Genomic DNA, 19,489 nt, shown 5'->3' with positions numbered 1-19,489 from the left:
ATGGCCACCATCGGGCGACGCGCCTATGCAGAAATCTTCGGCCCCACCGTGGGCGACCGCGTCCGTCTTGCGGACACCGAACTGCTGATCGAGGTTGAAGCCGACTACACCCTGCGAGCCGGCGGCTACGGCGAAGAGGTGAAGTTCGGCGGCGGCAAGACCATCCGCGACGGCATGGCGCAATCGCAGCGCACCCGCGCGCAAGGCGCCGTCGACACCGTGCTGACGAACGCGCTCATCCTCGACCACTGGGGCATCGTCAAGGCCGACATCGGCCTGAAGGACGGCCGCATCGCTGCCATCGGCAAGGCCGGCAACCCTGACGTGCAGCCGGGCGTCGACATCGTCATCGGCCCCGGCACCGAGATCATCAGCTGCGAGGGCAACATCGTCACCGCCGGCGGCATCGACAGCCACATCCACTTCATCTGCCCGCAGCAGATCGAAGAGGCGCTGTCTTCCGGCGTGACCACCATGCTCGGCGGCGGCACCGGCCCCGCCACCGGCACCTTCGCCACCACCGCAACGCCCGGCCCCTGGCACATCGAGCGCATGCTGCAGGCGGCCGACGCGTTTCCGATGAACCTGGGCTTTCTCGGCAAGGGCAACGCCAGCCTGCCGCACGCGCTGCACGAGCAGATCGAAGCCGGCGTCATCGGCCTGAAGCTGCACGAAGACTGGGGTACCACGCCCGCGGCCATCAGCAACTGCCTGGACGTGGCCGACGCCACCGACACGCAGGTGGCCATCCACAGCGACACGCTCAACGAATCGGGCTTCGTCGAGAACACGATTGCGGCCGTGGGCGGCCGCGCCATCTGCGCCTTTCATACCGAAGGCGCGGGCGGCGGCCATGCGCCCGACATCCTGCGCGTGGTGGGCGAGGCCAACTTTCTGCCCTCCTCCACCAACCCCACGATGCCCTACACCGTGAACACGCTCGACGAACACGTCGACATGCTCATGGTGTGCCACCACCTGGACGCCGGCATCGCAGAAGACCTGGCCTTCGCCGAGTCGCGCATACGCAAGGAAACCATTGCCGCCGAAGACGTGCTGCACGACTTGGGCGCCATCAGCATGTTCAGCTCCGACAGCCAGGCCATGGGCCGCGTCGGCGAGGTCATCATCCGCACCTGGCAGACCGCGCACAAGATGAAGCTGCAGCGCGGCAAGCTGCCCGAAGACAACGAGCGCAACGACAACTTCCGCGCCAAGCGCTTCGTCGCCAAGTACACGATCAACCCTGCCATTGCGCACGGCATCGCGCACGAAGTGGGTTCGCTCGAAGTCGGCAAGTGGGCCGACATCGTGATCTGGAAGCCGGCCTTCTTCGGCGTGAAGCCGTTCACCATCCTGAAGGGCGGCACCATCGCAATGGCGGCGATGGGTGACCCGAACGCATCCATTCCCACACCGCAGCCGGTGCACTTCCGCCCGATGTTCGGTGCGTACGGCGGCTCGCTGGCAAAGAGCTCGCTGACCTTCGTCTCGCAGGCCGGGCTGGCATCGGGCATCAAGGAGCGCTACGGCCTGAGCAAGCACCTGAGCGCGGTGAAGAACATCCGCCACGTGCGCAAGAAGGACCTGATCCACAACGGCTATGCGCCAAAGATGGAGATCGACGCGCAGACCTATGCAGTGCGCGCCGACGGGCATCTGCTGACCTGCGAGCCGGCGAAGCTGCTGCCAATGGCGCAGCGGTATTTCCTGTTTTGAAGCCGGGGTATGCGCCTGCTTGACAGGCTGCGTATCCTCGAAGGTATTCATCCAGCCAACGAGCGCCCCGGGGCGCTCCCTTCGCACCATGCTCACCGCCAACAAACTCATGCCCCAGGGCCGCGGCCTTGCGCCCGTGCTGCTCAAGCGCGCCGCCACCATCGAGCTCGACTGGGACATCCGCCAGAAGAGCCGTTTCGACGCCACCGACTCGCAGGGCCGCCAGATCGGCGTGTTCCTGCCGCGCGGCACCGCCGTGCGGGGCGGCGACGTTCTCGTGGCGGAAGACGGTTCGCTGGTCCGCGTGATCGCTGCGCCGCAGCCGGTGCTGCGCATCACGCATTGCACGGCCCACGGCACGCCCTTCGACCTGACGCGCGCGGCCTATCACCTGGGCAACCGGCACGTGCCGATCGAGTTGAAGCCCGACCACCTCAAGATCGAGCCCGACCACGTGCTGGCCGACATGCTGCGTTCGATGCACCTGATCGTCGTGGCGGTCGATGAGGCTTTCGAGCCCGAGGGCGGTGCATACGGATCGCATGAGCATTCGCACGGCGGTGGTCACAGTCATGACCATGGGCACTCCCATGGCAGCAGCAAGGGGCCGAAGCCGCTCGTGCTCGCGCCGGAACTGCTCGACGCGCATGACCACTCGCACGATCATGGTCACGACCACGGCCATCACGGCCACTCCCACTGAATGAAACAGCTTCGGCGTGTTGCGGGCTATTCGGGGTGCGATCACGCCGACGGGGTACCTTGCTCCGCGAATGTCCTCCGGCCTGCGGCCTCCTCCTTTATTTCGCTGCGCAAGGCACCCCATCGACGTGATCGATGGGCGCGGCGCTCATGCGGCCGGCACAACGACTCCGCTCATGTGCGAATGGCACCGGGTGCTCCCCGCAGCGAAATAAAGGAGGAGCCGAAGGCGGGGGACATTCGCGGAGGGGAGCACCCGGTGTCATTCGCACGCACCCCGGACACGCAAATACAGCGCGCGCTGAAAAGCTGACATTCCAGCCAGACCCAGCCGCTCAAAGGAAACCTTCAGCTGACATGCCAGACCCAGCCGCTCAAAGCCTTCTCCAGCTAATCTGGCTGGCCTCCCCAGCCCTGCCCGTAGGCGGCTTCTCGTACTCCGAAGGCGTCGAGGCCGCAGTCGAATGGGCCGGCATCGACTCCGAACCGCGCGCCGCCGAATGGCTCGCCGATCAGTTGCACCTGAGCTTCGCGCGCGGCGACCTCGCCGTCTTCGCGCAAGCCGTCATGGCCTGGCGCGCCAACGACACGCAACGAATCCGCCAGCTCAACGAGTGGGTGCTGACCACCCGCGAATCCGCCGAATTCTTCCTGCAGACCGAGCAGATGGGCCGCTCCTTCGTCGAATGGCTCAAGCTGCACCACGCCGACACGGCTCAAGTGTTCGCCGACCTGCCCGCCAGCTACCCCATCGCCTTCGCCTTCGCGGCCAGCCGCACCGACGCCAGCGTGCACGACTGCTGCCTGGCCTTCGCCTTCGGCTGGGCCGAGAACATGGTCGCCGCCGCCGTCAAGGCCGTGCCGCTGGGCCAGAGCGCGGGCCAGCGCATCCTCGGGCGGCTGGCGCAGGAAATTCCCGAGGCCGTGACACGCGCCATGGCCCTCGGCGACGACGAACGCCAGGCCTTCGCGCCCCTGCTGGCTGTGTTGTCGGCCCGCCATGAAACACAATATTCCCGCCTCTTCCGAAGCTGAACCGGACACCTCCTCCATGACCTCCGCCCTGCACCACATCCCCCATCGCACCAAGAAATTGCCCCCGCTGCGCGTTGGCATCGGCGGCCCGGTCGGCTCGGGCAAGACCACGCTGCTCGAAATGCTCTGCAAGGCGATGCGCGACAAGTACGACCTGATCGCCATCACCAACGACATCTACACCAAGGAAGACCAGCGCCTGCTGACCGTGGCCGGCGCGCTGCCGGCCGAACGCATCATGGGCGTGGAGACGGGCGGCTGCCCGCACACCGCGATCCGAGAAGACGCCTCGATCAACCTCGAAGCCATCGACCGCATGCTCGAAGACTTTCCGGATGCCGACATCGTGTTCGTCGAGTCTGGCGGCGACAACCTCGCGGCCACCTTCAGCCCCGAGCTGTCGGACCTCACGATCTACGTGATCGACGTGGCCGCTGGCGAGAAGATTCCGAGAAAGGGCGGCCCCGGCATCACCAAGAGCGACCTCTTCGTGATCAACAAGACCGACCTTGCGCCCTACGTTGGCGCCAACCTTGACGTGATGGAGCAGGACACGCAGCGCATGCGCCGCCAGCGCCCCTACGTGATGACCAACCTCAAGACGCTCACGGGCGTGGCCGAGGTGGTCGCGTTCATCGAAGAGCGCGGCATGCTCGCCGCGGGCTGAGGCCTCCGGAAAGAATCAAGGCAGGCCGAAGTAGACCCGCAGGTCGTCCTTGCCGGTGCCCGCCGAGGCCACTGCGATGCGCAGGCGCTCTTCGCTCACGCCGAACCACTGGGTCCAGTAGTCGACCTCCTTGAGGTCCGTGACGTCGATCCGTTCATCGTCCTGGGGAATGCGGATCTCTGTGTCTTCGCGCATCGTCTTCTCCTGAAGAGCCAAATTAAGAAGGAAGGGGCGGCGGGAGCCGGTAAGGCAGTTTCTCCATCCGCCCTACCCGGCCAGCCGGACGATTCCGCTGCCCCGTGCAGGACATTTCCCATAGTCGCTCCCCGTGGCGCGCCACGCGGCGCCGTCCTGCACGCGGCCCCACGGCTTCGATGTTTGAATTTGGCATTGACCTCATTCACTCATGGAATGGAGAAGCCACCATGGAGCCTGATCACCAGCGACTGCTGAGCGTGGGCGTACCGGGCCTGAACGACGTGCTCGGCGGCGGCCTCGAGCCCAACCGGCTCTACCTGCTCGAAGGCACGCCGGGCGCCGGCAAAACGACCATCGCGATGCAGTTCCTGCTCGAAGGCGCGGCGCGCGGCGAGTCGGTGCTGTACGTGACGCTGTCCGAAACCGAGCACGAGCTACGCGGCGTGGCCGTCTCGCACGGCTGGGACATCTCCGGCGTCCACGTGCGCGAGATGCTGCCCACGCAGGACAGCCTGCAGCCCGAGGAGCAATACACCATGTTCCACCCCTCCGAGGTGGAGCTGAGCGAAACCACGCTGCGCATCCTGAGCGACGTGGAGGCCATCAAGCCCTCGCGCATCGTGTTCGATTCGCTCTCCGAGTTGCGGCTGCTCTCGGGCACCTCGCTGCGCTACCGCCGGCAGATCCTGGCGCTCAAGCAGTTCTTCGCGGGGCGCCAGTGCACGGTGCTGCTGCTGGACGACATGACCGCCACCGAGCACGACCTGCAGGTGCAGAGCATCGCGCACGCAGTGGTGAGGCTGGAGCAGTCGAACTCCGACTACGGCTCCGCGCGCCGCCGGCTGCTGGTCGTGAAATACCGGGGCCAGTCGTTCCGGGGCGGCTACCACGACTACAAGATTCACCGCGGCGGCCTGCAGGTGTTCCCGCGCCTGGTGGCGGCCGAGCACGTCAACGACACCGCGCTGACCAAGCTGCCCAGCGGCATCGAGGCGCTCGACGCGCTGCTGGGCGGCGGCCTCGAGAAGGGCACCAGCACCCTGTTCGTCGGCGCGCCAGGCACGGGCAAGTCGTCCGTGGCGGTGCGATTCGCCATTGCGGCGGCCGAGCGCGGCGAGACGGCCGCGCTCTTCGTCTTCGACGAGAGCGTCAACACCCTGCGCACGCGCAGCGCCGGCCTGGGCATGGCGCTGGATCCCCACCTGCAATCGGGCCGCATCCGCATCAAGCAGGTCGACCCGGCGGAACTCTCCCCCGGCGAGCTGGTGCACGAGATCCGCCAGGCCGTGACGCAGCACGGCGCGAAGGTGGTCGTCATCGACAGCCTGAACGGCTATCTCAACGCGATGCCCGACGAGCGCTTTCTCATCGTGCAGCTGCACGAGCTGCTCACCTACCTCGGGCAGTCCGGTGTGGCCACGCTGCTGGTCGGCGCGCAGCACGGGCTCATCGGCATGCAGATGCAGACACCTGTGGACGCCAGCTACCTTGCCGACGCCGTGGTGCTGCTGCGCTACTACGAGGCCGAAGGCGAAGTGCGCCAGGCCATCTCGGTGCTCAAGAAGCGCGGCGGCGCGCACGAGCGCTCCATCCGTGCGTTCTCGATGGACCGGCGGGGCCTGAACGTAGGAGAGCCGCTGCGCCATTTCAGAGGCATCCTGACTGGCGTGCCCGTGCCGATCGACGGCATTGCCACGCCCCCGCAGTGACCGACGGCCCCACGATCCAGTTGCCGCAGCTGCGAGACCCGCAGCTGCGCGTGCTGATGAGAACGGCCACCGCGAAGGACGCCGTGATGGCCGCCGCCGTGCTCCTGCAGGCGGGCATCGAGACGCAGGTGTGCGCCGACCTCCCCGAACTGCTGCGCGAAACCGAACGCGGCGCCGGCGCGCTGCTGGTGTCCGAAGAAATGCTCACGGGCAGCGGCGCCACCGAACTCGCCGCGGCCGTGGCGACCCAGTCCCCCTGGTCCGACCTGCCGGTGCTGATACTCGCGCGGCAAGGCGCCGATTCGCGCGCCATCACCACCGCCATGGAAGGCATGGCCAACGTCACCGTGCTGGAGCGCCCGATCCGCGTGGCCTCGCTGGTGAGCGCACTGCGCAGCGCGCTACGCGCACGGCGGCGGCAGTACGAGCTGCGCCGCATCCTGGAAGACCTCAACGAGGCCGACCGGCGCAAGACCGAATTCCTGGCCACCCTGGCGCACGAGCTGCGCAACCCGATGGCGCCGCTGAGCACCGCGCTGGCCATCCTCAAGCGCAAGCCGCTCACGTCGGAAGCCGCCCGGCCCTACTACGACCTCATGGGCCGCCAGCTCGACCACATGGTGCGGCTGGTGAGCGACCTGATGGAGGTCTCGCGCATCACGCGCGGCAAGATCGAACTGCAACTGGACGAGCTCGCGCTCGACCAGGTGATCCGCGGCGCGGTGGAGCTCAGCCGCCCGCTGATGGACGCCGGCCGCCACACGCTCGGAGTGCACGTCGCCGATGCCTCGCTGGCCTTGAAGGGCGATGGCGTGCGCCTCACGCAGGTGTTCGCGAACCTGCTGAACAACGCCGCCAAGTACACGCCCGAGGGCGGACGCATCGACGTGTTCGTCGAGCACGACGGCCACGGCCATGCGGTGGTGCGCGTGAAAGACAGCGGCGTGGGCATTCCATCCGCCATGCTGGGCGCGATCTTCGACATGTTCGTGCAAGTGAGCGGCACCGCGCGCGCCGCGCAGGGCGGCCTGGGCATCGGCCTCACGCTGGTGAAGAGCATGGTGGAGCTGCACGGCGGCACGGTCAGCGCCAGGAGCGACGGCGCGAACCAGGGCAGCGAGTTCACCGTGTCCCTGCCGCTGCTCGACCACGGGTTGCGGGCCGGCGCGAAGGCCGGAGCCTCGGAGGCCACGATGGCGGTGCAGCACCGCATTCTGGTGGTGGACGACAACCGCGACGCGGCCGAGTCACTCGGGGCGCTGCTGGGCCTGCTCGGCGCGCAGGCGACCGTGGCTTTCAGCGGCCTGGATGCACTGGCGAAGGCCGAGCACTTCCAGCCTTCGGTCGCCATCCTGGACATCGGCATGCCCGGCATGGACGGCTGCGAACTGGCGCGCCGCCTGCGGACGCATCCGCGGTTGCATGGCATCGGGCTGATCGCGCTCACGGGCTGGGGCCAGCCCGACGACCGGCTGCGCATTGCGCAGGCCGGCTTCGACCATCACCTGCTGAAGCCGGTCGATGTAGAGGAACTGGCGGTGGCGCTGCAAAAGCTCGATCAGCGCGGCGCCGCCTGAGGCACCCCGTTCAGAGCTCGCTGCCGTCCCGCAGCTGTCGCGCCTTGTAGACCAGCCGCACGCTCGCACGGCGCGGGTCGCTGACCTGCTGCACGTAGACGTCGGTGTCGTTGCTCACCCAGGCGGCGTATGCGCTGCCCGGGTCGCGCGATGCGAGTTCGTTGCCGAACGCCCCGCGGCCCCATTGCACCAGCGCCGCGAAGGCCGCGGCGCCGTTGTCGGGCGTGGCCTGCGCCGCCGCGACGTATTCGACGCGCCGCAGCTCCGAGGCGGCGAAGAAGAAGGTCGGCTCGAACAGCAGTCCTGCGATCTCGACGGGCGCCGCGCGCCAGTTGCCGACGAGGCCACCGCCGAGGCGCTGCGGCCGCTGCACGCGCTCGGCTGCGGGCAATGCGGCCTGCAGCTCTTCGGCTGTCATGCCCAGCCGCACGCCCGGCGGCAAGGCCTGCGCATGCAGCGCACCGGCGGCGAGAAGGGTCGCGCTCGCGGCGAGCGCACGGAGAAAAGTCGTCAGGGAGGCAAGAGATCGCACGTCTGGCATCGGGGAAAAGCGGCGGCACCGTGGGACCGCGAGTATGACGCGGAGTTCCACGAGGCCCGTCCCTGCCGGCCTTGCGTCGATCAGTGAGCGCGCTCGTCGGCCAGCAATGGCAGGCGCAGTGTCAGTCCCAGCACGCCGCCGGCATCCGGGGCTGAATAGATGCGTCCACCATGATGGCCGGCAATGCGTTCGCAGGCCTTGGCGCTGGCCCCCGCAATCGCGGCCTGCGCGGTGTCGAAAAACCGCGCGAGCGGAGGGCGCACGTCGACGGCATCGAGGTCGCGCCAGTGAATCACGGCCTGCGTGCCTTCCGCATGCGCGCGAACCTGCAGCGTGGCGCCCGCGCGCATCACGCTGGCCGCGTAGTCCGTCACCTTGGCGAGCAGCTCGCGCAGCTCGGCCTCGATCGCCAGCACGGGCACGGCTTCAGCCGGCAGCTGGATGTCGAGACGGATGCCCTGGCAGTCCGGGGCGGCATCGAGCAGCGGTCGCAGGTCTTGCACGCGGCTCGCGCTCATTCTTTGCCGCGCCTCGCTGCGGGCCTGTGCCGCGAGCTCGCGCGCCTTTGCGCCGTTCCGCATGTTGGCGATGAACAGCGAGGCCATCAAGCAGACCACGCCACCAAGGCCGAGAAGGATCACGCCGGCGATGATGACGCCGAGGTTGCCGGAATGCAGTTGTCCCCCGCTCATCAGCGTGCTCCCGGGGCTTGTTGCATCCCGGGTTCGCCCGGCATGCCGCGCGCGCAGCCGTCCCGTACGCCATCGCAGGCGTCCCATCCTGGAGGGGGCGGCCTGCGGGCGCCATAGAACATCGGCGGCGGCCCTTCACCGCGAAAGCCCGGCGGTGGCGGACGGTAGGGCATGGGCGGCGGGGGCAGCATGATGCAGCCGGTCAGGCCGGTGGCAGCCAGCACGCCCGCGAGGAGTGCAATTCGGTTCATTGGAAGAAGCTCACTGCTGGGTAGAAACGAAAAAGCCGCGCGGGAGAAAAAGAGCACTGAGGCCCCTTTCTCCCGCGCGGCGCGCGTCCTGCATCAGAACGCGTGGCGGATACCGAAGTCGTAGCCGGTGGAAGAGCGCGGCAGGCCCGTGTAGCTGGTGCCCGTGCTGCCGTAGCCCGTGGTGCTGGCCGACACCAGGCTGCCCGTGTAGTTCACGTCGTTGCGGTTGTTCACGCGCGCCACCGTCGCATACAGCGCCGTGCGCTTGGACAGGTTGTGCACGTAGCCAACTGCGAACTTGCGTGCCATCGGGTCTTCGCCCGTGATGCCGGCCGTGCCTTCGTTGTAGCGCACTTGCGAGTACGCCACGCGGATCAGGCCTGCGCCCACCGGCACGGTCGCACCGATCAGGTAGCCGTTGTAGGTGTCGTGCGTGTCAGCCGCTGCCGCGTAGTCGAACTTGTTCTTCACGTTCGACAGCTCGCCGAACAGCTTCACAGGACCGAAGTCGTACGAAGCGCCCAGGTTGATGGTCTGCACCCTGCGCTCCAGCGCGGTGGTGTCCACGACGGTGCTCTGGCCCACGGCCAGCGCCACGTCCAGGGGACCGTTGGCATAGCCGAAGCGGCCACCGACGTAGCGCCCAGCCGTGCTGCTGGAAGCTGCCGTGGTGCTGGTGGCGTCGGTGCTGGCGTTCTCGTGCAGGCTGTACTGCACCTGGCCGTAGAAGCCGCCCAGGTTCGGCGGCAGGAAGTAGCCGATCGAGTTGCTGGCACGCACGTAGTTGGCGTTGTTGATGGTGGTGTTGCCGCTGACGGTACTGATGACGTTGGTGCCCGAACCGTTGGTGCCGAACGGGTCGAACACGGTGTCGTTCCAGAAGGTGGCGGTGTAGTCGCGGCCCAGGCGCAGCTCGCCGAAGCCACCCGACAGGCTCACGGTGGAGCGGCGCGCGAAGGTGGAGATGCCGGTGGCGCCGTCGTCGTTGGTGATGGGCGCTTCGAGCCAGAAGCTCGCTGCCAGCCCGCCGCCGAGGTCTTCGGTGCCGCGGAAGCCGATGCGGCTGGAGTTGTAGGCCGAGTTGCCCAGGCTCGTCTTGCTTTGCTTGACCGACGCGCCGGTGGTCGTGTCGCGCGAGGTGCTCGACTGGTAGGTCAGGCCAGCGTCCACGACGCCGAACAACGTGACGGACGATTGGGCAGAAGCCAGGCCGCAGACGGCCAGGGCAGCGAATGCCGTGAGGGTTTTCTTCATTCAGGGTTCTCCAGTTGCAGCGGCTCTCCATCGAGCAGCAGGCACGCATCGTCTCGTTCAAATTCGGAGGAATCTTGTGAATGCCTCTGCTTTGCGTGAACTGTTGTTTGCGTGCACTGCGCCGGGAGAAGCCCCGCACAACCGGAGGAAACACCTCACACAAGAAGTCTCCCAAAAGCAGCGCAATGCTCGGCGACCGAAGGAGTCATCCATGACCATTGCCATGCCAAGCACCGTCGCCACCTCGCTGGGTGTGCAGCAGCTGACCAGCGCATTCAGCCCCGCCTTTTCCTACCTGCGCATTCTTCGCAACCTCATCATTCCGATGCCCGAGGGGCATGCGGTGCGCACCGCGCGCATCGACGCCGTGGTGGTGTGCGAAACCGGCCTCTACCTGTTCGAGATCAAGGCCTGGCGCAACGCCTTTGTCTATCGCAAGAAGTCGGACCAGTCCCCGCCGCGCTGGTTCCTGCGCCTGAACGGCGGCAAGAGCGCGCGCGAGGTGAAAGACCCCGCATGGCAGGGCGGACGCAAGACCACCCAGCTGCGCAGCCTGCTGCCCGACGACCTGCGGCTGCAATACTTCGTGCTGCTGCCGTGCGAAGGCATCGAGCTCGAAGGCGTGATGCCGGCGGCCGTCATCACCCAGCAAGACCTGCCCTACATCGCGCGCCTGGTGCGCAACAACGGCCGTACCGCGCGCACCTACCGGCTGCTCGACGAAGAGGCCGTCGACCGCACGGTGGAGCGCCTGCTGCAGATACAGGGGTCCCTGTCGCTCGAAGAGCATCTGCAGAACTGCCGCGAAAGAGCCGGGTTCGTCGCGGGCGAACAGGCGGCGCCGGCATGGCCGGTCTCAAACGCCATGGGGTTGCAGTAATGTAAAGACCAAGGTAAAGACCCCGAGTGGCCCGGGGCAGCCGGAGAAAAGTCCCAAATTTCTCCGACATTGGCAAAGACCATCCGTCGATGCACTTTCCCAAGTCCCTCGCAGCGGCCAGCGCGCTGCTTGCCTCTCTCGTCGCCCCTCTCGTCGCTCTTCCCGCCTGGGCCGTCGAACCGTTCACCGTCAGGGACATCAAGCTGGAGGGCCTCCAGCGCGTCGAGCCCGGCACCGTCTTCGCCACCATGGGCCTGCGCGCCGGCGACACCTACAGCGACGAGCGCGGCAGCGCCGCCATCCGCGAGCTGTTCAAGCTCGGCCTCTTCAAGGACGTGCGCATCGACGTGAACGGCAACGTGCTGGTGGTGGTGGTGGAAGAGCGCCCCTCCATCGCCGACGTCGACTTCGTGGGCACCAAGGAGTTCGACAAGGCCGCGCTGCAGAAGGCGCTGCGCGAGGTGGGCATCGCAGAAGGACAGGCCTACGACAAGGCACTGGCCGACCGGGCCGAGCAGGAGCTCAAGCGGCAGTACATCAGCCGCAGTCTTTACAACGCACAGGTCATCACCACCGTCACGCCGCTGGAGAACAACCGCGTGAACCTGACCTTCACCGTGACCGAAGGCGAGTCCGCGCGCATCAAGGAAGTGCACGTGGTCGGCAACAAGGCCTTCAGCGAAAGCACGCTGCTCGACCTGTTCGACCAGGACACCGGCGGCTGGCTCGACTGGTACACCAAGTCCAACCAGTACTCGCGCACCAAGTTCAACGGCGACCTGGAGACGCTGCGCTCCTACTACATCACGCGCGGCTACCTGGAGTTCCGCATCGAGTCGACGCAGGTCGCCATTTCGCCGGACCGGCAGACGCTGACCCTCACCATCAACATCATCGAAGGCCAGAAGTTCGTGGTGGCCGGCGTGAAGCTCGCGGGCGACTACGTGGGCCACGAGGACGAGTTCAAGACGCTGGTGACCATCCGCCCCGGCGCGCCCTACAACGGCGAAGACGTGGCCGCCACCACCAAGGCCTTCACCGACTACTTCGGCACCTTCGGCTATGCCTTCGCACGCGTGAAGGCCGAGCCCGAGATCGACCGCGAGAACAACCGCGTCACGCTGGTGCTGAAGGCCGAGTCCTCTCGCCGTGCGTACGTGCGGCGCATCAACATCGGCGGCAATGCGCGCACGCGCGACGAGGTGATCCGCCGCGAGTTCCGCCAGTACGAGGGCGCCTGGTACGACGGCAACAAGATCCGCGCCTCGCGCGACCGGGTCGACCGCCTGGGCTTCTTCACCGAAGTGAACGTCGACACCGTCGATGTGCCCGGCTCGCCCGACCAGGTCGACCTGGTGGTGAACGTGGCCGAGAAGCCGACCGGCTCGCTGCAGCTGGGCGCGGGCTACTCGTCCACCGACAAGGTCTCGCTGAGCTTCGGCATCACGCAGGAGAACGTGTTCGGCAGCGGCAACTACCTGGGGCTGAACGTGAACACGAGTTCGTACAACCGCACCATCTCGGTCACGGCGACCGACCCGTACTTCACCAAGGACGGCATCTCGCGCACGATCAACGTGTTCCATACCACCACGCGGCCGTACTACGAGGCCGACGGCAACTACAAGCTCGCGAGCGAAGGCGGCTCCATCCGCTTCGGCTTTCCGGTGGGCGAGCAGGACACGGTGTTTCTCGGCATCGGCCTGGAGCGCTGGTCCTTCACGCCCGGCACCAACGGCACCTACACGCTGGTCGACGGCTCGTACGTGTACACCGCCACGCCGCAGGCCTACCTCGACTATTTCAAGTGCACGGGCACCGCGCCGAGCGTGACCTGCGCCAAGTCGAGCGTGGTGGGTATCCCGGCCACGCTGGGCTGGTCGCGCGACGACCGCGACAGCGCACTGGTGCCCACGCGCGGCCGGCTGCAGAGCGCCAACCTCGAAATCGGCGTGGGTAGCGAACTGCGCTACCTGAAGACCAACTACCAGTACCAGCAGTACTTCCCGCTGTCCAAGCAGTACACGCTGGCCATCAACGGCCAGCTCGGCTATGCGCGGGCGCTGGGCGACAGCACCTACCCGATCTTCAAGAACTTCTACGCCGGCGGCCTGGGCTCGATCCGCGGCTTCGAGCAGAACTCGCTCGGCCCGCTCGACTCGGTCACGGCCGGTGCGCTCGGCGGCACGCGCAAGGCGATCTTCAACATGGAGTTCAGCACGCCCTTCCCCGGCGCGGGCAACGACAAGACGCTGCGCCTGTACACCTTCTTTGACGCGGGCAACGTGTTCGCCGACCGCACCGCCAGCATGACGGACGCGCAATGGAAGGCGCAGAACCGCATTCGCGCGTCGACCGGCATCGGCATCAGCTGGATCTCGCCGCTCGGCCCGCTGCGACTGGCCTACGCGGTGCCGCTGATCTACCAGAAGGAAGACACGGCCAACGGCATCTCGGCCGACCGCACGCAGCGCTTCCAGTTCCAGATCGGAACCTCCTTCTGAGCGGAGTACCCTGGCCATGGCTCGCATCCTGCTGGTGGAAGACGGACGCGACAGCAGCGCCCCGCTGCTGCTCGGCCACCTGCAAGGCGCAGGCCACGAGGTCGAGCAGGTCGAAGACGGCTCGGCGGCGCTGGAGCGCATCCTGAGCATGCCGCCGGCGCTCACCCTGCTCGACATCGTGCTGCCGCGCATCGACGGCATCCAGGTGCTGGAGACGGTGCGCTCGTACGGCAACCACCCGATCATCATGCTGACGGCGCGCGCGCAGGAAGCCGACCGGCTGCTGGCGCTCGACCTGGGCGCCGACGACTATGTCTGCAAGCCCTTTTCGCCGCGCGAGGTGGTGGCGCGCATCCACACGGTGCTGCGCCGGCATGCGCAGTGGCGCGATACGGCCGCCCGGCCCTCGACAGCGGTGCGCTTCGACGATCCGCGCGGCAACGCCTGCCTGGAGGGTCGCGCGCTGAGGCTGACGCGCCGCGAGCTGCTGTTGTTGCGGGCGCTGTCACGCGACCCCGGCCGGGTGTTCACGCGCTCCAAGCTGCTCGAAGCCGCGTTTCCGGAGGCGTTCGACGTCAACGAGCGCGCGGTCGACGGGCACATCAAGAACCTGCGCAAGAAGCTCGCGGCCGCCGTGCCTTCGCACGACTGGATCCGCTCGGTCTACGGTGTGGGCTTCAGCTTCGCGGAGCGGCCGGCCTGAGCCCGCACGCCCGCTGCAAGCGTGGCTTGCGAGAGTCAGCCTTCGGCGCGCGGCGGCACCAACGCGCGGGCGCGCGCCGTGCCTTCCAGCGCGCGGGGCCGCACCGGACGCATGCCACCGCCACCGGGGGGCGGCATACCGCCGGGCGGTGGGCCACCAGCGCCCCCAAAGCCAGCACCCGGCCGCGGCGGCCGGTCGCCCCCCGGGCTCGCCGCCGGGTCCACCACCAGCGCGAGCGTTGCAACGTAGCGCTGCCGCTCCTCGCGCACCGCGCCGAGCACCGTTGCGCCGGCCTTCAATGCGATGCCGTCCACGCTGTTGAGCGTGTCGCGCAGCCGCGCGCGCTGATAGAGCGGCATCTGCGTGTAGAGAAACTCGCTCAGCGCATCTGGCAGGAAGAACTGCGAGGTGAGCACGGCGTGCGCGCCCTTGATCACCTTGAAATGGATGTGCGTGGTGCGCCCTGCATACCAGCCCGGGTACACGGTGCCGAAGGACACGGCGCCCTCGCTGTCGGTGTGCTGGCTGCCGCGCAGGAAGGTCTTGCCTTCGAACGACTGGGCGCGGTCGTCGCCCTGCTCGCCGAAGCCCGAGTAGCGTCCCTGCGCGTCGCAGTGCCACAGGTCCACGCGCAGCCTGGGCAGCGGCCGGCCGGCCGCGTCGCACACAGTGAAGCGCACGTCCAGCGGCACGCCGTCGAGCCCTTCGGTGATGTCGCGGCGCTCCAGTGCGAGGTCGAGGTAGTACGGCCCTTCGGTGGCCTGCGCAGTCAGCGGCAGGCGGCGCGGCGCGGCCAGTGCCGGGCGTGCCGATGCCGACAGGCCCGCGGCGCCGAAGGCGGCCAGCAGTCCGCGGCGCCCGGGGAGCAGCGAATCGGGGGGTGTCATGGCGTCTTTTCCTTGTCGATCGGTCCGGCGCCGGACGCGGAGGGCTGCGTGGCGCATCCCTCCGCCCAGAAAACGAACAGCGTCCACGCCTGGGCGATCAGCCAGAAAAAAACCGTGATCGCCAGCTGCAGCGGCAGGCCCATGTGAGGAGGGTTCATGGCCTGCATCGTGCGGGCCGATTCAGGAGAAATGGTGGAGAAATTTCCTCCCAATTTCCTCCACATTCGGCCGCAATGATCGGCCGCTTGCCCATGAAGTACCCCTTCGCCTGCCCGCCATGCATGCCGCAGAATGCGGCCATGCCTCCCCCCAGTCCATGCCTCACCTGACACTTTCCAGGAAGATCTTCCTGGCGCTGGCCGCCCTGTTGATCGTGCTGTTGATCAGCTTCGCGGGCCTGTCGATCATCGCGCTGCAACGCGGCCTGGGCTCCTACGTGGCCGAGATCGAGATCCGGCGCATGGACTGGCTCACCGACCTGCTGCTGAAGCACTACGTCGCCAACGGCGACTGGAAGAGCCTGCGCGACAACGACGACGCCTGGCGCCGCCTGCAGATGGGCCGGATGGCTGCCCTGCTCGACAGCACCAGCAACGGCAGCAACGCCGGCGACGAGCGGCGGCTGCCGCCCTGGTACGACTACCGCGCCATGCGCGGCGGCAATCCTTCCGCCCCTCCACAGCACGACAACGGTGCCGACGGCAGCCCGCCGCCCCCGCCGCCCTCGGAGACGACGCTGTCGTCGCCACAGCTCGACCTGATGCCGCGCCGGCTGCCGACCATGCCGCCGCCGTGGTTCTTTCGCGATCCACGGGAATCGCCCGACTCCATCTTCCAGCGGCTGGCCGTGCTCGACGCGCACGGCGCGCGCGTGGTGGGCGCCGACGTCGACCTGGCGAACGCCGCGCGCACGCCGATCCGGCGCGACCGCACGGTCGTCGGCTATCTGGCGCTCACGCCGCTGCAGGGCCTCGAAAGCGAGGCCGACCGCGCCTTCGTGGCGCGGCAGTCGGGCGTGATCGTGCTCACGGGCCTGTGCGGCCTCGGCTTCGCACTGGTGCTGTCGTGGCTGCTGGCACGCCGCTGGTTCAAGCCCATCGACGAACTCACGCAGGCCGCGCAAGACCTGGCGCGCGGCCGGCTCTCCACCCGCGTCGCGGTGCAGGGCTCGGACGAGCTGGCGCTGCTCGGGCGCACCTTCAACGACATGGCACAGCGCCTGGACACGGTCGAGGCCTCGCGCCGCGCCTGGCTGGCCGATGCGGCGCACGAGCTGCGCACGCCGCTGGCCGCCATGCGCGCGGAAATCGAGGCGCTGCAGGACGGCGTGCGCACTTTCGACGAACGCACCGCGCTGCGGCTGCACCGGCAGGTGATACGGCTCGGCCAGCTGGTCGACGACCTGCGCAGCAGCATGCGCGAGCCGCAGAGCGACCTGCTCACGGCCACGGTGTTTCCGCTGTCGCTGCTGAAAGAAGCGCTCGACCACACGCGCGACCGCTTCGCCGCGCGTGGCATCACGGTGGACCGGCGCGCCATCGACCTCATCGGCGCCGCCGCGCAGCCGACCATCGACGGCGACGCGCACCGGTTGCACCAGGTCTTCATGAACCTGCTGGAGAACACGCTGGCCTACACCGACCAGGGCGGACAGCTGCGCATCGACGTCACGGTCGAGGGCGCATGGACCGGCAACTGCCTCACCCTGCTGTTCGACGACAGCGCGCCGGGCGTGCCCGAGTCCGAGCTGCCGCGCCTGTTCGACCGCCTGTTCCGCGGCGAAGCCTCGCGCAGCCGCGAACACGGTGGCTCCGGGCTCGGCCTTTCGATCTGCCGCGCGACCATCGAGACGCACGGCGGCACCATCGATGCGTCAGCCTCGCCCCTGGGCGGGCTGCGCGTGACCATCACCCTTCCACTGGGGACATCCTCATGACACGCATCGTCATCGTCGAAGACGAAACCGACATCGCCTCGGTGGTGCAGGACTACCTGCGCCACGCGGGCTACGAAACCGAGCACTTCACCGACGGGCAAAGCGCGCTGGAAAGCATCGTCGCCGCACCGCCCGACCTCACGCTGCTCGACATCATGCTGCCGCGGCTCGATGGCATCGAGGTTCTGCGCCGCGCGCGCGAGCACACGGCGCACCCGATCATCATGCTGACCGCGCGCATCGAGGAGGTCGACCGGCTGCTGGGCCTGGAGCTGGGCGCCGACGACTACGTGTGCAAGCCCTTCTCGCCGCGCGAGCTGGTGGCGCGCGTGCGCGCCGTGCTGCGTCGCACCGCACCGGGGCTGGCGCAGGGCTCGGCCTCGCAGAGCGACGCGCCGGGACTGGTGCTCGACGACGTGCACTGGCGCGCCTCGCTCGAAGGCACGCCGCTGAACCTCACGCGGCGCGAGTTCGGGCTGCTGCAGGTGCTGTCGCGGCACCCGGGGCGCATCTTCTCGCGCTCCCGCCTGCTCGAACTGGCCTACGACGACACGGTTGACGTGACCGAACGCGCCATCGACAGCCACGTGAAGAACCTGCGCCGCAAGCTCGGCTCGGTCACGCCCGAGCACGACTGGATACGGTCGGTGTACGGCGTCGGCTTTGCGTGGGAAGTGCCGGGCTAGCCGGTGGCTATCGGCTGGCGAGAAGAGTCTTGAGCTCCCCGCTGTCGATGAGCTTCTGCAAGTCCGTGGCGCCGCCGACCAGCATGCCCTTGACGAACACCATCGGAAAGGTCGGCCACCCGGTCCACATCTTGAGCGCGTTGCGGTCGCGCCATCGGCTCAGGTAGCTGCCGTACCCGAGGTACTTGTACGGCTGCCCGATCCGGTCGAGGGCCTGGCGCGCTTTCTTGGGGAACGGGTTGATGCCCATGCCGACCACGACCACGTCGTGCTCGGCAACTGCCGCCATGACTTCGCGCACGAAAGTCTGGCGGCTGTCGGCCAGCCTTGCGCGGATGGCGGGGTGGATGCGGGCTTCTTCGAGAACGGGGCGGGGCATGGGGAGCTTTCAGTGGTTCGTGTGAATGTAAGGGCCCGGGGCGGCGCTTCCTGACTGCCAGCCAGCCAGTCAGTAATCCATCGTTGCAATGGCAAGCTTCTTGCTCGATTCCGCCGTGACTTGCTCATTCCGAGGGATCGCATATCGGCATCCGCCGTCGTCGAAACGACGAGATCGAGTGTTCTTTCGACGATCTGGTCTCTACCTTCGGTCTCCTGTCGTACCTACGATCACACCCACCGAAGACTGTCATCGCTTCAAGTCGAAGCCGATGCCTTGTTTTTTCCTTCCCCCCGAGCCCTGAAAACGGAGTATTCATCATGAAGCGTCGCGATTTTGTTGCTGGTTCAATGTTGGCGGCGGGTGCCGCTCCGTGGGCGACCGCGTTGGCGCAGGCGAGCGAATCGACATGGGAGCGCGTAACGCGCACCAAGGTCATGCGCGTCGGCGCGGTCGATGGCGGACTGCCCTATTACAAGAAGGACATGGTGAGCGGGGAGTGGCTCGGCTGCATGGCCGATTTCTATCGCGGCCTGGCCAAGAGCCTGGACGCAAAGCTCGACATCACGCCCACCAGCTGGGGCAATTCCGTGCTCGAGTTGCAATCGCAAAAGATCGACATCTTCTTCGGCCTGAACCCGACGCCCGCGCGCCTGCAGGTGATCGACTTCACTGACCCGGTTTTGAACATCGCCTTTGCCGCGGTCTGCAAGAAGGGCTATGCGCCCAAGACCTGGGCAGAGCTCGACCAGCCCACGATCCGCGTCGTGGTCGACAAGGGCTCTTCGCACGACACGCTCGCCACGCGCCTGCTCAAGAACGCGGGGATCACCCGGCTGGACAGCGCCGTCGATGCAACGCTTGCGCTGCAGGTCGGGCGCGCCGACGCCCAGATCCTCGTCCTGCCGCTGGCCCTGAGCCTGGCCAGCAAGAATCCCGCGGTGGGCCAGGTGGTCATCCTGACGCCTGAAGAAGTCGCAACCTCCAATGGCGGCGTTCGCAAGGAGGCCGACACACGCTGGCTCAAGCACGTCAACGGATGGCTCGCCAGCGAACGCGCAAGCGGAAACATCCGCAAGACCTTCATCTCGAACCTCAAGTCCGTCGGGGGCGTCAGCGAAGACAAGATCCCGCCGCAAATCAAGGTCTGACGATCACTCCCGGGCACC

Annotated in this window: 20 protein-coding genes; 12 read left to right on the top strand and 8 right to left on the bottom strand. The window is 67.6% G+C overall.

Annotation, left to right across the window (positions count from 1 at the left end; genetic code table 11):
* From ureC to ureG, 4 genes are all read left to right on the top strand, one after another.
* On the top strand, positions 1-1,719 hold the full coding sequence (gene ureC, locus AC07O3_RS14760; RefSeq protein WP_093057421.1) for an urease subunit alpha: 1,719 nt from the start codon (positions 1-3) through the stop codon (positions 1,717-1,719).
* Positions 1,720-1,807: 88 nt separating this feature from the next.
* Complete coding sequence (gene ureE / locus AC07O3_RS14755; protein WP_495339692.1) at positions 1,808-2,422, top strand: urease accessory protein UreE; 615 nt, start codon at positions 1,808-1,810, stop codon at positions 2,420-2,422.
* Between the two features lie 356 nt (positions 2,423-2,778).
* A complete protein-coding gene (locus AC07O3_RS14750; protein WP_495339691.1) occupies positions 2,779-3,456 on the top strand; it encodes an urease accessory protein UreF in 678 nt (225 codons plus the stop codon).
* 16 nt (positions 3,457-3,472) lie between these two features.
* On the top strand, positions 3,473-4,123 hold the full coding sequence (gene ureG / locus AC07O3_RS14745; protein ID WP_093057418.1) for an urease accessory protein UreG: 651 nt from the start codon (positions 3,473-3,475) through the stop codon (positions 4,121-4,123).
* A gap of 15 nt (positions 4,124-4,138) precedes the next feature.
* Here the strand turns inward: ureG and AC07O3_RS14740 are convergent, their stop codons facing one another.
* Positions 4,139-4,318, bottom strand: coding sequence for a DUF3606 domain-containing protein (locus tag AC07O3_RS14740; protein WP_093057417.1), 180 nt, complete (start codon positions 4,316-4,318; stop codon positions 4,139-4,141).
* Positions 4,319-4,548: 230 nt separating this feature from the next.
* Between AC07O3_RS14740 and AC07O3_RS14735 the strand changes: the two genes are divergently transcribed.
* Positions 4,549-6,030 (top strand): ATPase domain-containing protein, encoded by a 1,482-nt coding sequence (locus AC07O3_RS14735; protein WP_097198181.1) that lies wholly within the window; start codon positions 4,549-4,551, stop codon positions 6,028-6,030.
* Positions 6,027-7,607: a hybrid sensor histidine kinase/response regulator gene (locus AC07O3_RS14730; RefSeq protein ID WP_256329435.1), complete on the top strand. Its 1,581-nt coding sequence runs from the start codon at positions 6,027-6,029 to the stop codon at positions 7,605-7,607. The genes AC07O3_RS14735 and AC07O3_RS14730 overlap by 4 nt, the downstream gene beginning before the upstream one ends.
* A gap of 10 nt (positions 7,608-7,617) precedes the next feature.
* Here the strand turns inward: AC07O3_RS14730 and AC07O3_RS14725 are convergent, their stop codons facing one another.
* The 4 genes from AC07O3_RS14725 to AC07O3_RS14710 form a co-directional block, all read right to left on the bottom strand.
* Positions 7,618-8,148 carry a hypothetical protein gene (locus AC07O3_RS14725; protein WP_093077511.1) on the bottom strand — a complete coding sequence of 177 codons (531 nt, stop codon included), beginning with the start codon at positions 8,146-8,148 and terminating at the stop codon, positions 7,618-7,620.
* 80 nt (positions 8,149-8,228) lie between these two features.
* Positions 8,229-8,840 (bottom strand): ATP-binding protein, encoded by a 612-nt coding sequence (locus tag AC07O3_RS14720; RefSeq protein ID WP_495339690.1) that lies wholly within the window; start codon positions 8,838-8,840, stop codon positions 8,229-8,231.
* The gene (locus AC07O3_RS14715; RefSeq protein ID WP_101952286.1) at positions 8,840-9,091 is read right to left on the bottom strand and encodes a hypothetical protein; all 252 of its coding nucleotides are present in this window, start codon (positions 9,089-9,091) and stop codon (positions 8,840-8,842) included. Before AC07O3_RS14715 ends, AC07O3_RS14720 begins: the two co-directional genes overlap by 1 nt.
* 93 nt (positions 9,092-9,184) lie before the next feature.
* Positions 9,185-10,345, bottom strand: coding sequence for a porin (locus AC07O3_RS14710; RefSeq protein WP_093057368.1), 1,161 nt, complete (start codon positions 10,343-10,345; stop codon positions 9,185-9,187).
* A gap of 211 nt (positions 10,346-10,556) precedes the next feature.
* On the opposite strand from AC07O3_RS14710, the gene AC07O3_RS14705 reads away from it, so the two are divergent.
* The 3 genes from AC07O3_RS14705 to AC07O3_RS14695 all read left to right on the top strand — a co-directional run bounded on the left by AC07O3_RS14705 (position 10,557) and on the right by AC07O3_RS14695 (position 14,432).
* A complete protein-coding gene (locus tag AC07O3_RS14705) occupies positions 10,557-11,225 on the top strand; it encodes a nuclease-related domain-containing protein (protein WP_354339465.1) in 669 nt (222 codons plus the stop codon).
* An 89-nt stretch (positions 11,226-11,314) separates the two neighbouring features.
* Positions 11,315-13,729, top strand: coding sequence for an outer membrane protein assembly factor BamA (bamA, locus tag AC07O3_RS14700; RefSeq protein WP_093057413.1), 2,415 nt, complete (start codon positions 11,315-11,317; stop codon positions 13,727-13,729).
* A 16-nt stretch (positions 13,730-13,745) separates the two neighbouring features.
* Positions 13,746-14,432, top strand: coding sequence for a response regulator (locus tag AC07O3_RS14695; RefSeq protein WP_093057412.1), 687 nt, complete (start codon positions 13,746-13,748; stop codon positions 14,430-14,432).
* A gap of 35 nt (positions 14,433-14,467) precedes the next feature.
* On the opposite strand, the gene AC07O3_RS14690 is transcribed toward AC07O3_RS14695, so the two are convergent.
* Both AC07O3_RS14690 and AC07O3_RS14685 read right to left on the bottom strand, forming a co-directional pair.
* Positions 14,468-15,319 (bottom strand): intradiol ring-cleavage dioxygenase, encoded by an 852-nt coding sequence (locus AC07O3_RS14690; protein ID WP_495339689.1) that lies wholly within the window; start codon positions 15,317-15,319, stop codon positions 14,468-14,470.
* Positions 15,316-15,486, bottom strand: coding sequence for a hypothetical protein (locus AC07O3_RS14685; RefSeq protein WP_495339688.1), 171 nt, complete (start codon positions 15,484-15,486; stop codon positions 15,316-15,318). Before AC07O3_RS14685 ends, AC07O3_RS14690 begins: the two co-directional genes overlap by 4 nt.
* Positions 15,487-15,635: 149 nt before the next feature.
* On the opposite strand from AC07O3_RS14685, the gene AC07O3_RS14680 reads away from it, so the two are divergent.
* On the top strand, positions 15,636-17,255 hold the full coding sequence (locus AC07O3_RS14680; RefSeq protein ID WP_495339687.1) for an ATP-binding protein: 1,620 nt from the start codon (positions 15,636-15,638) through the stop codon (positions 17,253-17,255).
* Positions 17,252-17,941, top strand: coding sequence for a response regulator (locus AC07O3_RS14675; protein WP_093057410.1), 690 nt, complete (start codon positions 17,252-17,254; stop codon positions 17,939-17,941). The genes AC07O3_RS14680 and AC07O3_RS14675 overlap by 4 nt, the downstream gene beginning before the upstream one ends.
* 7 nt (positions 17,942-17,948) lie before the next feature.
* Here the strand turns inward: AC07O3_RS14675 and AC07O3_RS14670 are convergent, their stop codons facing one another.
* On the bottom strand, positions 17,949-18,320 hold the full coding sequence (locus AC07O3_RS14670; protein ID WP_426390136.1) for a glutaredoxin domain-containing protein: 372 nt from the start codon (positions 18,318-18,320) through the stop codon (positions 17,949-17,951).
* A 320-nt stretch (positions 18,321-18,640) separates the two neighbouring features.
* Here AC07O3_RS14670 and AC07O3_RS14665 point away from each other — a divergent pair, with 320 nt between their 5' ends.
* On the top strand, positions 18,641-19,471 hold the full coding sequence (locus AC07O3_RS14665; RefSeq protein ID WP_495339686.1) for a transporter substrate-binding domain-containing protein: 831 nt from the start codon (positions 18,641-18,643) through the stop codon (positions 19,469-19,471).
* Positions 19,472-19,489: the final 18 nt, after the last annotated feature.

The sequence above is a fragment of the Variovorax sp. GW821-FHT09D05 genome (genome assembly GCF_059416325.1).
Note: the sequence above shows the minus strand (reverse complement) of the source record. Positions and strands in the feature narration are given on the sequence as shown.

What these genes read in the sequence shown, in the direction of transcription:
- ureC (WP_093057421.1), top strand. Translation starts at nt 1, where the DNA reads ATGGCCACCATCGGGCGACGCGCCTATGCAGAAATCTTCGGCCCCACC.
- ureE (WP_495339692.1), top strand. Translation starts at nt 1,808, where the DNA reads ATGCTCACCGCCAACAAACTCATGCCCCAGGGCCGCGGCCTTGCGCCC.
- AC07O3_RS14750 (WP_495339691.1), top strand. Translation starts at nt 2,779, where the DNA reads ATGCCAGACCCAGCCGCTCAAAGCCTTCTCCAGCTAATCTGGCTGGCC.
- ureG (WP_093057418.1), top strand. Translation starts at nt 3,473, where the DNA reads ATGACCTCCGCCCTGCACCACATCCCCCATCGCACCAAGAAATTGCCC.
- AC07O3_RS14740 (WP_093057417.1), bottom strand. Translation starts at nt 4,318, where the DNA reads ATGCGCGAAGACACAGAGATCCGCATTCCCCAGGACGATGAACGGATC.
- AC07O3_RS14735 (WP_097198181.1), top strand. Translation starts at nt 4,549, where the DNA reads ATGGAGCCTGATCACCAGCGACTGCTGAGCGTGGGCGTACCGGGCCTG.
- AC07O3_RS14725 (WP_093077511.1), bottom strand. Translation starts at nt 8,148, where the DNA reads ATGCCAGACGTGCGATCTCTTGCCTCCCTGACGACTTTTCTCCGTGCG.
- AC07O3_RS14720 (WP_495339690.1), bottom strand. Translation starts at nt 8,840, where the DNA reads ATGAGCGGGGGACAACTGCATTCCGGCAACCTCGGCGTCATCATCGCC.
- AC07O3_RS14715 (WP_101952286.1), bottom strand. Translation starts at nt 9,091, where the DNA reads ATGAACCGAATTGCACTCCTCGCGGGCGTGCTGGCTGCCACCGGCCTG.
- AC07O3_RS14710 (WP_093057368.1), bottom strand. Translation starts at nt 10,345, where the DNA reads ATGAAGAAAACCCTCACGGCATTCGCTGCCCTGGCCGTCTGCGGCCTG.
- AC07O3_RS14705 (WP_354339465.1), top strand. Translation starts at nt 10,557, where the DNA reads ATGACCATTGCCATGCCAAGCACCGTCGCCACCTCGCTGGGTGTGCAG.
- bamA (WP_093057413.1), top strand. Translation starts at nt 11,315, where the DNA reads ATGCACTTTCCCAAGTCCCTCGCAGCGGCCAGCGCGCTGCTTGCCTCT.
- AC07O3_RS14695 (WP_093057412.1), top strand. Translation starts at nt 13,746, where the DNA reads ATGGCTCGCATCCTGCTGGTGGAAGACGGACGCGACAGCAGCGCCCCG.
- AC07O3_RS14690 (WP_495339689.1), bottom strand. Translation starts at nt 15,319, where the DNA reads ATGACACCCCCCGATTCGCTGCTCCCCGGGCGCCGCGGACTGCTGGCC.
- AC07O3_RS14685 (WP_495339688.1), bottom strand. Translation starts at nt 15,486, where the DNA reads ATGCAGGCCATGAACCCTCCTCACATGGGCCTGCCGCTGCAGCTGGCG.
- AC07O3_RS14680 (WP_495339687.1), top strand. Translation starts at nt 15,636, where the DNA reads ATGCCTCACCTGACACTTTCCAGGAAGATCTTCCTGGCGCTGGCCGCC.
- AC07O3_RS14675 (WP_093057410.1), top strand. Translation starts at nt 17,252, where the DNA reads ATGACACGCATCGTCATCGTCGAAGACGAAACCGACATCGCCTCGGTG.
- AC07O3_RS14670 (WP_426390136.1), bottom strand. Translation starts at nt 18,320, where the DNA reads ATGCCCCGCCCCGTTCTCGAAGAAGCCCGCATCCACCCCGCCATCCGC.
- AC07O3_RS14665 (WP_495339686.1), top strand. Translation starts at nt 18,641, where the DNA reads ATGAAGCGTCGCGATTTTGTTGCTGGTTCAATGTTGGCGGCGGGTGCC.